This is a genomic window from Ensifer adhaerens, assembly GCF_002007205.1.
GTDB classification, from domain to species: domain Bacteria; phylum Pseudomonadota; class Alphaproteobacteria; order Rhizobiales; family Rhizobiaceae; genus Ensifer; species Ensifer adhaerens_D.
Genome location: NZ_LAZS01000001.1, coordinates 138,210 through 152,716 on the forward strand (window position 1 = coordinate 138,210; position 14,507 = coordinate 152,716).

Annotated in this window: 10 protein-coding genes; all 10 read right to left on the bottom strand. The window is 62.8% G+C overall.

The genetic code is table 11. The annotated features are described in order from the left end of the window. Positions 1–64 precede the first annotated feature (64 nt). The 10 genes from nudI to XB14_RS00675 all read right to left on the bottom strand — a co-directional run bounded on the left by nudI (position 65) and on the right by XB14_RS00675 (position 14,464). Positions 65–502: a nucleoside triphosphatase NudI gene (nudI, locus tag XB14_RS00630; protein WP_077959702.1), complete on the bottom strand. Its 438-nt coding sequence runs from the start codon at positions 500–502 to the stop codon at positions 65–67. Between the two features lie 46 nt (positions 503–548). Then, complete coding sequence (locus XB14_RS00635; protein WP_077959703.1) at positions 549–1,088, bottom strand: GNAT family N-acetyltransferase; 540 nt, start codon at positions 1,086–1,088, stop codon at positions 549–551. A 23-nt stretch (positions 1,089–1,111) separates the two neighbouring features. Continuing rightward, on the bottom strand, positions 1,112–1,600 hold the full coding sequence (locus tag XB14_RS00640) for a MaoC family dehydratase (RefSeq protein ID WP_077959704.1): 489 nt from the start codon (positions 1,598–1,600) through the stop codon (positions 1,112–1,114). Between the two features lie 73 nt (positions 1,601–1,673). Then, positions 1,674–3,638 carry a glycogen debranching protein GlgX gene (gene glgX, locus XB14_RS00645; protein WP_077959705.1) on the bottom strand — a complete coding sequence of 655 codons (1,965 nt, stop codon included), beginning with the start codon at positions 3,636–3,638 and terminating at the stop codon, positions 1,674–1,676. Positions 3,639–3,924: 286 nt separating this feature from the next. After that, a complete protein-coding gene (locus XB14_RS00650; RefSeq protein ID WP_077959706.1) occupies positions 3,925–5,553 on the bottom strand; it encodes an alpha-D-glucose phosphate-specific phosphoglucomutase in 1,629 nt (542 codons plus the stop codon). Positions 5,554–5,559: 6 nt separating this feature from the next. Continuing rightward, a complete protein-coding gene (gene glgA / locus XB14_RS00655) occupies positions 5,560–7,002 on the bottom strand; it encodes a glycogen synthase GlgA (RefSeq protein ID WP_077959707.1) in 1,443 nt (480 codons plus the stop codon). Positions 7,003–7,008: 6 nt separating this feature from the next. Beyond that, a complete protein-coding gene (gene glgC, locus XB14_RS00660) occupies positions 7,009–8,271 on the bottom strand; it encodes a glucose-1-phosphate adenylyltransferase (RefSeq protein ID WP_077959708.1) in 1,263 nt (420 codons plus the stop codon). Positions 8,272–8,351: 80 nt separating this feature from the next. Then, positions 8,352–10,562, bottom strand: a complete 2,211-nt coding sequence (gene glgB / locus XB14_RS00665; protein ID WP_077959709.1) for a 1,4-alpha-glucan branching protein GlgB — start codon at positions 10,560–10,562, stop codon at positions 8,352–8,354. After that, positions 10,559–13,024, bottom strand: coding sequence for a glycogen/starch/alpha-glucan phosphorylase (locus XB14_RS00670; RefSeq protein ID WP_143348167.1), 2,466 nt, complete (start codon positions 13,022–13,024; stop codon positions 10,559–10,561). The genes glgB and XB14_RS00670 overlap by 4 nt, the downstream gene beginning before the upstream one ends. 204 nt (positions 13,025–13,228) lie before the next feature. Next, a complete protein-coding gene (locus tag XB14_RS00675) occupies positions 13,229–14,464 on the bottom strand; it encodes a vWA domain-containing protein (protein ID WP_077959710.1) in 1,236 nt (411 codons plus the stop codon). Positions 14,465–14,507 lie beyond the last annotated feature (43 nt).

A 14,507-nucleotide genomic window follows, 5' to 3' on the forward strand; every position in this document is an offset into this window, starting at 1 on the left:
AAAAAGGCCGGGAAGCGCTCGCAAGCGTTTCCCGGCCTTCATGTCTGTCGGCAACCGTTGGCTCTTACCGCTCAGCCAGCAGGATGCCTCTTTCCAGGAACGTGCGCTTTGTCGCTTCGTTGAGGTCGTAATCCTGGAGGTGCTCGGGTTCGATCCAGGCATGTTCGACGAACTCGTCGTTGAGGCTGACCTCGCGATTTTCGGCCTCACAGTCAAAGATCAGATAGATCATATGAAGCTGCTCGGTTGAGCCGTCGGCATAGGACTTTGTCCGGATGTCGTCCCGAAAGGTCCAGGGCTTGATCGTTCCGATCTCCAGACGGTCTCCAAGCTCTTCCCGGATTTCACGGCGCAGGCCCTCATCGAGACGTTCGCCCGGCTCGAGGCCGCCACCGGATAGCGCCCATTGCCCGGGGAACACGCCGCGATCGGGCGGCATCTTGCAGAGCAGATAGGCGCCCCTGTTCTGAATGAGCGGGCAGACGATGATACGCTGGCGCAATGACTTCTCCATTCCCTGATTTCGCGACCACGACAGCCGCCTTGATTCACGCGAAGCGCAAGTACCAGTAGAGCGCGATCTCGCGGGTTCCTGATGTCAATGCGGAATAGAGATGTCGGTCGTAGCCGGAAAGCTCGAAGCCGTAGCGCTCGTAGAAGCGGCAGGCGGCGACATTGTTCGACTGGGTCTCGAGCCGGATTCCCGGCAGGCCCTGTTCCGTTGCCCATGAGACCGCCCGGTCCACGAGTGCCCTGGCGACGCCGGCCCGACGCGCGTGCCTGTCGACGGCGATATCATCCACCTCGGCAAAGCCGTTCCACGCCTTCGAGAGCGCAATGTAACCAGCGAGCCTGCCGTCCACGCGCGCTGCGAAGAGGGCGGCATCCGCCTCCTCGGCCGCCCCCACAAGCTCATCCGGATCGGACCCATAGGTCTTGACGTAGCTCTCGACCGGGGCGATGTCGCCGAGACCGGGGCCGGTGAAAGGCGGTAGCGCCTCGGACGTGATCTCGAAGGAAAAGTCGCAACCGGCAAAGTCGCTGACGAAGCGTGCGTCCGCTGGCTCGACGATGACCGTTGTTGTCATGGGATCTGCCCGCTCAAACCGGCTCAGGCATCGGCGGGGCGATCCTTGGGATCGAACTGGATGATCGTCTGCCAGGTGGCCGTCAGCGCCGGCTTGCGCTCGCCTTCGATCTCGACGCTGACGTCGTAAGTGATCATCAGCATGCTGGCGCCGCGGAAGCGTGCGTCCGCCATGGTGAAATGGCCGCGCACCTTGGCGCCGCTCTTCACCGGCGCGATGAAGCGCACTTTTTCAAAGCCGTAGTTGATGCCCATGGTCTGTTCGCGGATCTTCGGCAGGCAATTGTAGTTCATCGCCGAAAGCAGCGAGAGCGACAGGAAGCCATGCGCAATGGTGCCGCCGAAGGGCGTTTCGGCTGCAGCGCGCACCGGGTCGACGTGGATATATTGGTAATCGCTGGTCGCCTCGGCGAATTTGTCGATCGTTTCCTGGCTGACCGTGATCCAGTCGGAAACGCCGACCTCCTTGCCGACCAGCACCTTGATCTCAGAAAGTGAAATGTCTTCAAGCATGTGAACGCCCCGAAACAAGCCCCCCGAAACGATATAGGCCTGCCCGTTGCAACCTGCAAGCGCCGGAAAAGCTTTAGAAAACTTCGACGAGGAAGGTGACGGAGCGAGGCGCGACATGGTCCGGGATGGCGGTCCCCGTAAGCGCATGCTGCCACTTTCCATCGATGCTGTCAGGAAGTCTGACGGGATGCGGCGCGTGGCCGCGATTGATGACGACGGCGAGGCGCGCCATCCGCTTCTGGATGCGGTCACGGGTGGTCAGAACCATCATCAGATTGTCCGTTGCCGGGTGCTCCCAGTCGCCCACGGCCATCAAGTGACCGTCGAGGCGTCGCCATTCGACATCGCCGTTTCCGGTCAGAAAGGCGGTCTGATCGAATACGTCGAAGCGGCGGCGCATCGCCGACAGCGCTGCGGTATGGGCGACGATCCCGTCATCCATTGCCGTCCAGTCGAGCCAGGTAATCGCGTTGTCCTGGCAATAGGCGTTGTTGTTGCCGTTCTGGCTGCGCCCGCCTTCGTCGCCGGCGGTCAGCATGATCGTGCCGCGGGTCGCAAAGAGCGTGCCGATCAGCGCCATCACGTCATGCCGCCGCGCCGCCTGGATCTCAGGATCGGCCGTTGGCCCTTCCGCGCCGTTGTTCCAGGAATGGTTCTCGTTGTGGCCGTCGCGGTTCTCCTCGCCGTTCGCCTCGTTGTGCTTTCCGGCGTAGGAAACGATGTCGGCAAGCGTGAAGCCGTCATGGGCGGCAATGAAATTGACGGTTCGAGTCCCGCTCTCGCCCCAACGGGAAAAGCTGTTCGACGAGCCGGCAAGGGCTGTCGCCAGGGCGCCGATCGCGTGACGGTCGCCGCGCCAGTAGATGCGGACGTCGTCGCGGGCGCGGTCGTTCCACTCCAGGAACGGTGCGGGGAAGTTGCCGAGCTGGTAGCCACCGGGACCGATATCCCAGGGCTCGGCAATCAGCACCCGGTCGGCAAGCAGCGGATCGGCGGCGATCGCCTGGAAGAGCGGGGCGTCGCGATGGAAGCCACTCATGTCACGGCCGAGGATCGAGGCGAGGTCGAAGCGGAAGCCGTCGACGCCGGCGGCGCGAACGAAATGGCGCAGGCTGTCGAGGATCAGCGCCTCGACCACCGGGTGGTCGCAGGCAATCGTGTTGCCGCAACCGGTGTCGTTGATCAGTTCGCCCGGGCGATCGGTCACGTGACGATAGTAGGTGAGGTTGTCGAGGCCGCGCATCGACAGCGTGGTGCCGAAGCGGTCGCTCTCGCCGGAATGGTTGAAGACGAGGTCGAGGATGACGCCGATGCCTTCCTTGCGAAGCGTCTCGACCGTCTTCTTCAACTCCTTGATACCGCCCGGGACCAGTCGTGGATCGAGCGCCATCGGGGCGATCGGATTGTAGCCCCAGCCGTTCTTCAATCCCAGCGGCGGCAAATGGCGCTCGTCGATCCAGGCGACGATCGGCATCAGTTCGACCGCGGAAATGCCGAGGCGCTTCAGGTGCGCGATGATGACGGGCTCGGCAAGGGCTGCCACCGTGCCGCGCTTGGCTTCCGGCACATCGGGATGCTGGATGGTGAAGGGCTTGACGGCGATCTCGTAAATCAGGCCACCGGCGCGGAAGAGCGGCGCCTTCGGCTTGACGGTTTTCACCTCGGCGACGATTGCCTTCGGCACCAGATCGGCGGTGTCCTCGCCGAAGATCGTCAGGCGCGGATCGTGTTGGAACTGCCGATCGAGTTCAACCGCATAGGGGTCGACGAGAAGTTTGGAGGGGTCGAACCACAGGCCGTGATCGGGGGAATAGATGCCATCGGCGCGGAAGCCGTAGCGGGTTCCCTTGCCTATATCGGGGACGGTCAGGCTGTGAACATCGCCGTTTCGCACCATCGGCAACTGCCGCACCTGCCTGGATCCTGCCTTGTCGAACAGGCAGAGATCGATCCGTGCGGCGTTGCGCGACCAGACCGAAAATGTGGTGCCCTCGGGCGTGACGGTGGCGCCGAGGGGTGGGTTTTCGATGGTCGGCATGAAAGCGGCCCTCTTCGTGATGTCGAAGTCGTCTCCGGTACACCCCTCTGCCCTGCCGGGCATCTCCCCCACAACGGGGGAGATCGGCAAGAGGCAACCTCCGATTCCACCGGAACCCAATGTCTTGGTTCACGGGTGTCCCGGTCCTTGCAACGCCGGCGCCAAGTTGGGCAGTGCAGCGCCACAAATCGATCTCTCCCCTTGTGGGGGAGATGCCCGGCAGGGCAGAGGGGGTAAGCGGCACCAAAGAAAAGGGCCGCATGAAGCGGCCCCTTGCTTCAGTCCATCAGGTAATGACGCTCGGCTCGGTGCGGCCGGTGCGGGTCTTGATGCCGGCGATCTCGTCGGCAACGGCGATGAGGTCGGCGAGCGCCTCCTGGGTGTCGATGCCGTGACGTGTGGCGTCCGGCTCGAAGCGCTCGATATAGACGCGCAGCGTCGCGCCGGAGGTGCCGGTGCCGGAAAGACGAAAGACGACGCGCGAGCCGCCCTCAAACAGGATGCGGATGCCCTGGTTCTTGCTGACGGAATGGTCGACCGGGTCGTTGTAGGCGAAGTCGTCTGCCGTTTCGACCTTGAGCGCGCCGAAGGACTTGCCGGGAAGCGTGGCGAGCTGGTCGCGCAGATTGGCGATCAGGCCGTTGGCGGCATCGCTATCCACTTCCTCATAGTCATGGCGCGAGTAGTAGTTGCGGCCGTAGGTCGCCCAGTGCTTCTGGACGATATCAAGCGCGCTTTCCTTGCGCGCGGCGAGAACGTTCAGCCAGAGCAGCACCGCCCAAAGACCGTCTTTTTCGCGTACGTGGTTGGAGCCGGTGCCGGCACTTTCCTCGCCGCAGATCGTCGCCATGCCCTCGTCGAGCAGGTTGCCGAAGAACTTCCAGCCAGTCGGCGTCTCATAGAGCCCAATTCCGAGCTTCTCGGCGACGCGGTCGGCGGCCCCGCTGGTCGGCATCGAGCGAGCGATACCGGCAATGCCCTTGGCGTAGCCGGGCGCCAGATGCGCGTTGGCGGCGAGCATCGCCAGGCTGTCGGACGGCGTGATGAAGATGCCGCGGCCGATGACGAGGTTGCGGTCGCCGTCGCCGTCGGAGGCGGCGCCGAAATCCGGTGCATCCGGCGCCATCATCGTTTCATAGAGCGCACGGGCGTGCACGAGGTTCGGGTCCGGATGGTGGCCGCCGAAATCCGGCAGCGGAATGAAGTTCATCACCGAGCCCTTGGGCGCGCCGAGGCGCTTCTCGATGATCTCCTTGGCGTAGGGGCCGGTGACCGCGCTCATCGCGTCGAAAACGACGCGGAAGCCGCCCGAGATCAGCTTGCGGATGGCGTTAAAGTCGAACAGGCTTTCCATCAATTCGGCGTAGTCGGCGACCGGATCGATGACGGTGATCGTCATGCCGTCGAGCTCCTGCGTGCCTTCGGCATCAAGGTTGATGTCGGCGGCATCGGAGATCTTGTAGCTGTCGATCACCTTGCTGCGGGCAAAGATCGCGTCGGTGATCTTTTCCGGCGCCGGGCCGCCATTGCCGATGTTGTACTTGATGCCGAAATCTTCGGTCGGGCCGCCGGGATTGTGGCTGGCGGAAAGTACGATGCCGCCGAACGCCTTGTACTTGCGGATGACGTTGGAGGCAGCCGGCGTCGACAGGATGCCGCCGCGGCCGACGAGCACGCGGCCGAAGCCGTTGGCCGCCGCCATCTTGATGGCGATCTGGATGACTTCGCGGTTGTAGAAGCGGCCGTCACCGCCGATGACAAGCGTTTCGCCCTGAAAGCCCTCGAGCGCGTCGAAGATCGACTGGATGAAGTTCTCGGCGTAGTTCTTCTGCTGGAAGACCGGGACCTTCTTGCGCAGCCCAGACGTGCCAGGCTTCTGGTCGCCGTAGGGGGTGGTGGTAACCGTTCTTATCATGCTGACTTAACCTTTCCCGAGAAGTCCGGAATAAAGAGAGACGTAACGCTCGGCACTTGTGGCCCAGGAAACGTCCGATTTCATGCCCTGGGTCTGAATTTTCGACCAGACTTTGGGCTCGCTGTATGCACGCAGCACCCGCCGGATCGCAAGCCGCAACCCATCGGCATTGACAGGCGTGAACTGGAAGCCCGTCGCGACCTTGGCCGCAAGCCCTGCTTCGTTGGCGTCGATGATCGTATCGGCGAGGCCGCCGGTGCGGGCGACGACCGGCACGCAGCCGTAGCGCAGGCCATAGAGCTGCGTCAGCCCGCAGGGCTCGAAGCGAGAGGGTATGAGGATCGCGTCGGAGCCAGCCTGCATCAGATGCGACAGCGGCTCGTTGTAGCCGGTGGCCATACCGATATGGCCGCGATGACGGGATGCGGCGGCGAGCAGCGCGCCTTCAAGCGCGGCGTCGCCCGAGCCGAGCACGACGAGCTTGCCGCCGAGGGCGACGAGTTCGTCCGCCACGTCGGCGACGAGGTCCATGCCCTTCTGCCAGGTGAGCCGGCTGACGACGCAGAAAATCGGGCCGTTGCCCTTTTCAAGGCCGAAGCGTTCTTCGAGCGCCCGCCGGTTGCCGACGCGTTGCTTCAAGCTCGTCGCGCTGAAGTTCTGGGCGATATGCGGGTCGGTCTCCGGGTTCCAGATATCGGCGTCGATACCGTTGACGATGCCGGAGAGATCGGCCACGCGGCTTTTCAACAGGCCTTCGAGGCCCATGCCGAATTCCGGCGTCAGGATTTCCTGGGCGTAGGACGGGCTGACAGTGGTAACGGCGTCTGCTGTCTGCAGGCCGCCTTTGAGGAAGCCGACATCGCCGTAATATTCGACGAACTGCATCGAGAAGGCTTCGGGCGGGAGCGCAAGCTCGGGAAAGACCGAAGCGCCGAACTGGCCCTGGAAGGCGATGTTGTGGATGGTCATGACCGTCGGCGTTGCGGCAGCACGGCCGAAATGCATGTAGACGGGCGTCAGCGCCGTCTGCCAGTCATGGGCGTGGACGATATCGGGCTTCCAGCCGGGAACAATGTCACCGGCCGCGATCTCCGCGGCGGCCAGCGAAAGCCCTGCGAAGCGGCGGAAATTGTCGGCGTAATCAAGGCCGGTCGCATCGACATAGGGGCCGCCGTCGCGCGCATAGAGCGCCGGCTGGTCGAGAACAAGCAGATCCAGCCCGTTGATCTCTGCCGAAAGGACCGTGGCCGGATTGCCGAACAGGTTTTCGAAACGGCCGACCTTCTTTTTCTTCTTCAGCTTCTGCAGCACGGCCGGATAGCCGGGCACCAGGGTGCGGGTCTTGACGCCGTGCGGCAAAAGCGCTGAGGGCAGCGCGCCGACGACATCGGCGAGCCCCCCGGTCTTGATCAGCGGATAGACTTCGGACGCAACGGACAGAACGTTCATGGATGCCTACATTCCCAGCTTGTCGATCATCGTTTGCGTGATCAGGCAGACGCCGTTTTCCGAACGCCGGAAACGCTTGGCATCGAGCTCCGGATCGTCGCCGACGACGAGGCCTTCCGGGATCACGACACGGCTGTCGATGACCACGTTGCGCAGCGTCGCATGGCGACCGATCTTCACATCGGGAAGAACTACGGCATTCTCCAGACGGGAATATGAATTTACACGGACGCCTGTGAACAACAGGCTGCGGTTGAGGGCTGCGCCCGAGATGATGCAGTCGCCGGAGATGAGCGACGAGGTCGCCGAGCCGCGGCGGTTTTCGTCGTCATGCACGAATTTTGCCGGCGGCTTGATCTCGGCAAAGGTCCAGATCGGCCAGGTGCTGTCGTAGATGTCGAGTTCAGGCGTCACATGGGTGAGGTCGATATTGGCCTGCCAATAGGCATCGATCGTGCCGACGTCGCGCCAGTAGGCTTCGCGTTCGAAATCCGATCGCACGCAGGACTGGGCAAAGCGATGGGCGACCGCTTTGCCGTTGTCGACGATGTAGGGAATGATGTCCTTGCCGAAGTCGCGGCTCGATTTCGGATCGGCGGCGTCGCGGCGCAGGAGATCCATGAGGAACTTCGTGTGGAAGACATAGATGCCCATGGAGGCAAGCGCCATCTCCGGATTGCCGGGAATGCCCGGCGGATCGGCCGGCTTCTCGACGAAGGCGATGATGCGGTCCTTCTCGTCGACATGCATCACGCCGAAGCCGGTTGCTTCCATGCGCGGCACCTCGAGGCAGCCGATGGTGACGTCGGCGCCGGAATCGACGTGCTGCTGCAGCATCAATTCGTAGTCCATCTTGTAAATATGGTCGCCAGCAAGGATCACCATGTATTCGACGCCATGGTCCTCGATGATATCGATGTTCTGGTATACGGCGTCGGCCGTGCCCTCGTACCATTGCGTCTCGGACACGCGCTGGCTTGCGGGCAGGATGTCGAAGCTTTCGTTCCGTTCCGGGCGGAAGAAGTTCCACCCGCGCTGCAGGTGGCGGATCAGCGAGTGCGCCTTGTACTGGGTGGCGACGCCGATGCGGCGGATGCCGGAGTTCAGCGCATTCGAAAGCGCGAAGTCGATGATACGGGCCTTGCCGCCGAAATAGACCGCCGGTTTCGCCCGTCGGTCGGTCAGTTCCTTCAGGCGACTGCCGCGACCGCCGGCGAGAACATAGGCCATGGCATCACGTGCCAGAGGTTGCGTACGCTTTTCCACCATTTGTCCTCCCCATTCATTGACTTCAGGGGTCGTTACGGCGGCTTTTCGGCAACGCCTTGCGGCCCTCGATTTTCAGCTGGTTACTCTTGCTCCAGCATCAGCGTCGCCAAAGGCGGCAGCGTGATGTTGGCCATTATCGCTCCCTTGGTGTCCTTCTCGGCAAAAACGGCGCCGCCATTGCCCTTGCCGCTTCCCCCATAGATTTCCGCGTCGGTGTTGAGGATCTCCTTCCAGCGACCCTTGACCGGCAGCGGGATGGCGTAGCTTTCCCGATAGACGGGGGTGAAATTGGTGATGACGGCGACGAGCTTTTCGCCGGGCGCCTTGCGCAGCCAGGCAAAGACCGAGTTGTCGCGGTCGTCGGCAAGCAGCCACTCGAAACCTTCGCCCTCGCAGTCCCGGGCGTGCAGCGCGGGCTTGGCGCGGTAGGTGCCGTTGAGGTCGCGCACCAGCCGCCGCACGCCTTCGTGCAGGTGGTATTCGAGCAGGTTCCAGTCGAGCGCGCGCTCCTCGGACCATTCGCGCCACTGCGCGAATTCCTGGCCCATGAACAGCAGCTTCTTGCCGGGATAGCCCCACATGAAGGCGTAATAGGCCCGGAGATTCGCAAACTTCTGCCAGTCGTCGCCGGCCATCTTGGCGATCAGCGAGCCCTTGCCGTGCACGACTTCGTCATGGGAGAGCGGCAGCACGAAGTTCTCGTTGAAGGCATAGAGCAGGCCGAACGTCAGGTCGTTGTGGTGGAACTTGCGGTGCACCGGCTCGCGCGACAGATACTGCAGCGTGTCGTGCATGAAGCCCATGTTCCACTTGAAGCCGAAGCCGAGGCCCCCGGCATGGACCGGATGGGAAACCTTCGGCCAGGAGGTCGATTCCTCGGCGATCGTCAGAATGCCCTGGTGGATACCGTAGATCTGGGTGTTCAACGTCTGCAGGAAGCGAACGGCTTCGAGGTTTTCGTTGCCGCCATATTCGTTCGGCACCCATTCGCCATGCTTGCGCGAATAGTCGAGGTAGAGCATCGAGGCGACCGCATCGACGCGCAGGCCGTCGACATGGAATTTCTCGGCCCAGTAGAGCGCGTTGTTGACGAGGAACGACAGCACTTCCTGGCGGCCGAAATTGTAGATCGCCGTGTTCCAGTCGGGGTGGAAACCCTGGCGTGGGTCCTCGTGTTCATAAAGTGCCGTGCCGTCGAACCAGCGCAGGCCGTGCTCGTCGGTCGGGAAATGCGCCGGCACCCAATCGAGGATGACGCCGATGCCGACCTTGTGGCAGCCGTTGACGAAGCGGGCGAAGCCTTCGGGCTCGCCGAAGCGTGCGGTCGGCGCATAGAGGCCGGTCGTCTGGTAACCCCAGGACGGATCGAAAGGGAACTCCGAGATCGGCAGGAACTCGATATGGGTAAAGCCCATGTCGACGCAGTAGGGGATCAGCCGGTCGGCAAGCTCGTCCCAGGAGAGCATCTCGCCATTGTCGCGGCGCTGCCAGGAGCCGGCATGGACCTCGTAGATCGAGATTGGCTGCCGCCTTGCGTCGGCCGAGGCCCAGTGCTTGCGGTGTGCCTCGTCGTCCCACACCTGTGCGATTTCAGGCGTGGTGACGGAGGCGGTGTTCGGGCGAAGCTCCGAGCGCCGGGCAAAAGGATCGGCCTTCAGCGGCAGCCGCGTGCCGCTGCGGTCGAGGATCTCGTATTTGTAGGCGAGCCCGCCTTCGACGCCCGGAATGAAGATCTCCCAGATGCCGGTGTCGGCACGCAGCCGCATGACGTGGCGTCGGCCGTCCCAGTCGTTGAACTGGCCGACGACAGAAACGCGCTTGGCGTTCGGCGCCCAGACGGCGAAGTGATAGCCGTCGGCGCCATCGTGATGGATCGGGTGCGCACCCATCCTGTCGAACAGCCGGAGATGCGAACCTTCGCGTATGTAGTAGTCGTCCATCGGCCCGAGCACCGGCCCGAAACTGTAGGGGTCGACGACCATCCATTCGCCGCCCTGATTGCGGGCGCGGTAGCGCACCGGCTGGGGCTTCTTCAGCGCCAGCGGCCCTTCGAAGAAGCCGGCATCGGCACGCCGTTCGAGCGTGCCAAGCTCCTTGCCGGCGAGTGTCTCGACCGTCACGGTCTCGGCATCGGGGATGAAGCAGCGGGCAAGGATCGCCTTGCCGGCGGGGTGCACGCCGAGAACCGCGAAGGGATCGTCATGCGTGCCCTGAAGGATGGCCGCGATTTCCGGCGCTGACAGCAGACCTGAAGCTGCGGGTTCCGGGTCCTTGCCGGCCGAAGGCGTCATCCGGCTCTCCAGATTTCCCCGGCATATTGCCGGATGGTGCGGTCGGAGGAGAACCAGCCCATCCGTGCCGTGTTGCGGATTGCCTGCGCATACCAGTCGGACGGCGTCGTCCAGAGCTGGTCGATTTCGCGCTGCGCCTTGGCATAGGCCTCGAAGTCGGCGGCGACCATGAACCAGTCGTGATTGTAGATGCCGTCGATAAGGCCCGAGAAGCGGTTGCGGTCATCGGGCGAGAACACGCCTGACGCAATTGCCTGCAGCGCCTGCGACAGCTCGCGCGAGCCTTCGATGATGGCGCGGGGATTGTGGCCCTCCGCGCGCGCCTTCGTCACCTCTTCGGCGGTCATGCCGAAGATCCTGATGTTTTCCTCGCCGATCCAGTCGCGCATCTCGACATTGGCGCCGTCGAGCGTGCCGATCGTCAAGGCGCCGTTCAGCGCGAACTTCATGTTGCCGGTGCCCGACGCCTCCATGCCGGCGGTCGAGATCTGCTCGGAGAGATCGGCGGCCGGAACCATGACTTCGGCGAGCGAGACGTTGTAGTTCGGCACGAAGACGATCTTGAGCAGGCCGCGCACCGCCGGGTCGTTGTTGACGACACGGGCGACGTCGTTGGCAAGCTTGATGATCAGCTTGGCATTGTGATAGCTCGGCGCCGCCTTGCCGGCAAAGAGCTTGACGCGCGGCACCCAGTCGAGCTCCGGATGGGAGCGGATCTGGTCGTAGAGCGCCACCGCCTCGATGATGTTCAGGAGCTGGCGCTTGTATTCGTGAATGCGCTTGATCTGGATGTCGAACATCGCCGACGGGTCGAGCCTGATGCCGAGCCGGCTCTGCACGAGCTGGGCGAGGCGCACCTTGTTGGCGCGCTTGACGGCGGCGAAGTGCTCCTGGAATTCCGCCTTGTCCGAGAAGGCATCGAGTGCCTGCAAGGCCTCGGTATTGTCCATGAACTCGTCGCCGATCGCGTCGCGGATCAGTCCGAAGAGACCTGGATTGCATTGCATCAGCCAGCGGCGCGGGGTGATGCCGTTGGTCTTGTTGTTGATGCGGTCCGGGTAGAGCTTGTGCAGGTCGGCAAACACCGTTTCCTTCATCAGCTCCGTATGCAGCGCCGAAACGCCGTTGATCGAATGCGAGCCGACAAAGGCGAGGTTGCCCATGCGCACGCGCCGTTCACCGCTTTCGTCGATCAGCGAGATGTTGCGGATCTCGTCGTCGGTAGCGCCCTTCTGGCGGCGGGCTTCGATCAGGATCTTGGCGTTGATCGCATAAACGATCTGCATGTGGCGCGGCAGCAGCCTCTCGATCAGCGGCACCGGCCAGCTTTCGAGCGCTTCGGGCAGAAGCGTGTGGTTGGTGTAGGAAATCGTTCGGCGGGTGATGTCCCAGGCCTGCTCGAAATCGAGGCCGTGCAGGTCGGTCAAGAGTCGTACCAGTTCGGCGATCGAGATGGCCGGATGGGTGTCGTTCAGCTGAATGGCGATCGCGTCCGGCAGCGAGTTGAAGTCCGGATACTGCTGCAGGTGGCGGCGAAGGATGTCCTGCAGCGAGGCGGAGGAGAAGAAATACTCCTGCCGCAGCCGCAGTTCCTGACCGGCCGGCGTTGCGTCGGCGGGATAGAGAACGCGCGTCAGGCTTTCCGCCTTGTTGCTTTCCTTGAGGGCGCCGATGTGGTCGCCGGCGTTGAAGGCGGCAAGCAGGATCGGGTCGATCGGCTGCGCCGTCCAGAGGCGCAGCGTATTGACGCGTTTTGCGCGCCAGCCGACCGCGGGCGTGTCGAAAGCCGTGGCAATCACGCGCTCGGCCGGTTTCCAGACGAAGCGCTGGATTTCCTCGTCGATATTGGCGGTTTCGACCACGCCGCCGAAGCCGATTTCGTAGGAGCTTTCGCGCCGTTCGAACTCCCAGGGATTGCCGTGGGCGAGCCAGGTCTCGGGCAGTTCCACCTGCCAGCCATCGGCCATCTGCTGGCGGAAGAGGCCGTGCATGTAGCGGATGCCGTAGCCGTAGGCCGGCACGTCGACGGTTGCCATCGATTCCATGAAACAGGCGGCCAGCCGTCCGAGACCACCGTTGCCGAGGGCCGCGTCCGGTTCGAGCTGGGCGACGACGTCGATATCGACGCCGAGCGAGGCGAGCGCATCGCGCATCTCGTCCATCAGGCCGATATTGGTCATCGCATCGCGCATCAGCCGGCCGATGAGGAATTCCAGCGAGAGATAATAAACGCGCTTGGCGCCGGTCGCGTAGGTCTTGCGGGTGGAGTCCATCCACTTGTCGGTGATGCGGTCGCGCGCAACCAGGATCGCCGCCGTCAGCCAGTCATGCGGCTTGGCGACCTTCGGATCCTTGCCGATGCGGTACTTCAGACGTTCGAGGATTTCGACGGCGAGCTGACCGGGTTCTGACGACCTTGGGGCTGGCTGCGGCACGTCGTTGGTGGAGAGCCTGTTCATCATGAAACTGTCTTTACCCTTTTGCGTTGGGAGATCGCAGGCCGGACCCGACCGGGGATAAAGGCAATTTATGCATCGATCCGAAGCGCTTGCAATAGATGTTTTTAAATGGATTAGACTTGTCTCAAACGGCGGATTGCGACCGCTGCGAAACTGAAAATGCCGCCCGGCGAACCGGGCGGCATGGTAGGTCTCAGGTCTTTTCCATTACTTGGTCAGGCGGGTCGCCATGGCCGATGCCCGCTCGCCGATCGCCTTGAAGGCTGCGATCAGATCGGCTGCTTCTTCCGCCTGGAAGTAGTTGGCTTCCGTCGTGGCGCAGGCCTTGAGCAGCGACTTGCCGCGGTCGGGTGCCATGAAGGCGACGGTGTAGACCTGCACTTTGTTCTTGCGAGCCGTATCGCACCAGGCCAGCGTCGTCGTGTCGTCGCTCGTGTTGTTGTTGTCGCCGTCGGTCATGAAGACGATGTATTTCGTCGGAACCTGGCCGTTCTTGGCCTTGTGGGCCGTGTCTTCGGTCGCTGCGGTTACGCGGCTATAGGCCGTCTTGAACGCGTTGCCCGACGCCGTGCCGCCCGTTGCAACGAGGGCGTTCACGTAGGTCGAGGTTCCAGATGTACCCCAGGCCAGGTTGCCGGCCGTGTCCTGGGCGGAGTTGTAGGAGACGGCTGCCGTGCGGACGTAGAGCGTAGTCGGGTCGGCGGTGTTCAACTGCTTCAGCAGATCGCTGACGGCGGTCTTCAGCGCGTCGATCTTCGTCACGTAGCAGGGGCTGGTTGCCTTCAGGTTGGGATACTTGCTCCAGTTCGATTCCGTGTAGTTCGGGCAGGACGATTTCGCGCTGTTTTGCGTATTGGTTTTCCAAGCCATCGAACCGGAGCGGTCGAGCACCAGATACATGGAGAGCGCATTCTTGCTCTCGGTAGCGCTTTCAGCAGTGGCGCGGGTTTCAATGGCGATCGATTCCTGTCCAAGCAGGCGCGTCATCGCATTGAACTGGAGCGTTTGCTTGTTGAGAACGGTAACCTTGAAGATCTTGCCGGTGGCGCCGTTGGCGCTTTCGGCGATATCGACCGTGGCCCGATTGGCGGCTGTGTCGGTGTCACCCACGCTTGCAGCGGCCGCGCTCTTGCTGACGCCATCTGTCGACGTGGCTGCAGATTGGGCCTTGAGGAAGTTCAGCGCGATTTTTGTGGCGTCCTCCCTGGCTTTCTCCGGCGTTGTCGAAGTCATCGTCACCAGGGCCGATGCCGCCGCCAGCGCTGCGGCATCCGCTTCGTCCTGCATGTGGGTTTTCATGGTCATCATGCTGGCCAAATCGATAGCGACGCCGCCAGCGGCCAATACCAATGGCGCGGCGAGCGCTGCCATAATGCCGAAATTGCCACCCCGGTCCTTGAGCATAGCTACAAAGAACCGGCCTACAGTGTATCGTCTTCCCATCTTTGCACACCCCAGAGGAACACGTTGCAAGCTTGGGGGGCAT

Coding starts and splice junctions, on each gene's coding strand:
- XB14_RS00635 (WP_077959703.1), bottom strand. CDS start 1,088: ATGACAACAACGGTCATCGTCGAGCCAGCGGACGCACGCTTCGTCAGC.
- XB14_RS00640 (WP_077959704.1), bottom strand. CDS start 1,600: ATGCTTGAAGACATTTCACTTTCTGAGATCAAGGTGCTGGTCGGCAAG.
- glgX (WP_077959705.1), bottom strand. CDS start 3,638: ATGCCGACCATCGAAAACCCACCCCTCGGCGCCACCGTCACGCCCGAG.
- XB14_RS00650 (WP_077959706.1), bottom strand. CDS start 5,553: ATGATAAGAACGGTTACCACCACCCCCTACGGCGACCAGAAGCCTGGC.
- glgA (WP_077959707.1), bottom strand. CDS start 7,002: ATGAACGTTCTGTCCGTTGCGTCCGAAGTCTATCCGCTGATCAAGACC.
- glgC (WP_077959708.1), bottom strand. CDS start 8,271: ATGGTGGAAAAGCGTACGCAACCTCTGGCACGTGATGCCATGGCCTAT.
- glgB (WP_077959709.1), bottom strand. CDS start 10,562: ATGACGCCTTCGGCCGGCAAGGACCCGGAACCCGCAGCTTCAGGTCTG.
- XB14_RS00670 (WP_143348167.1), bottom strand. CDS start 13,024: ATGATGAACAGGCTCTCCACCAACGACGTGCCGCAGCCAGCCCCAAGG.
- XB14_RS00675 (WP_077959710.1), bottom strand. CDS start 14,464: ATGGGAAGACGATACACTGTAGGCCGGTTCTTTGTAGCTATGCTCAAG.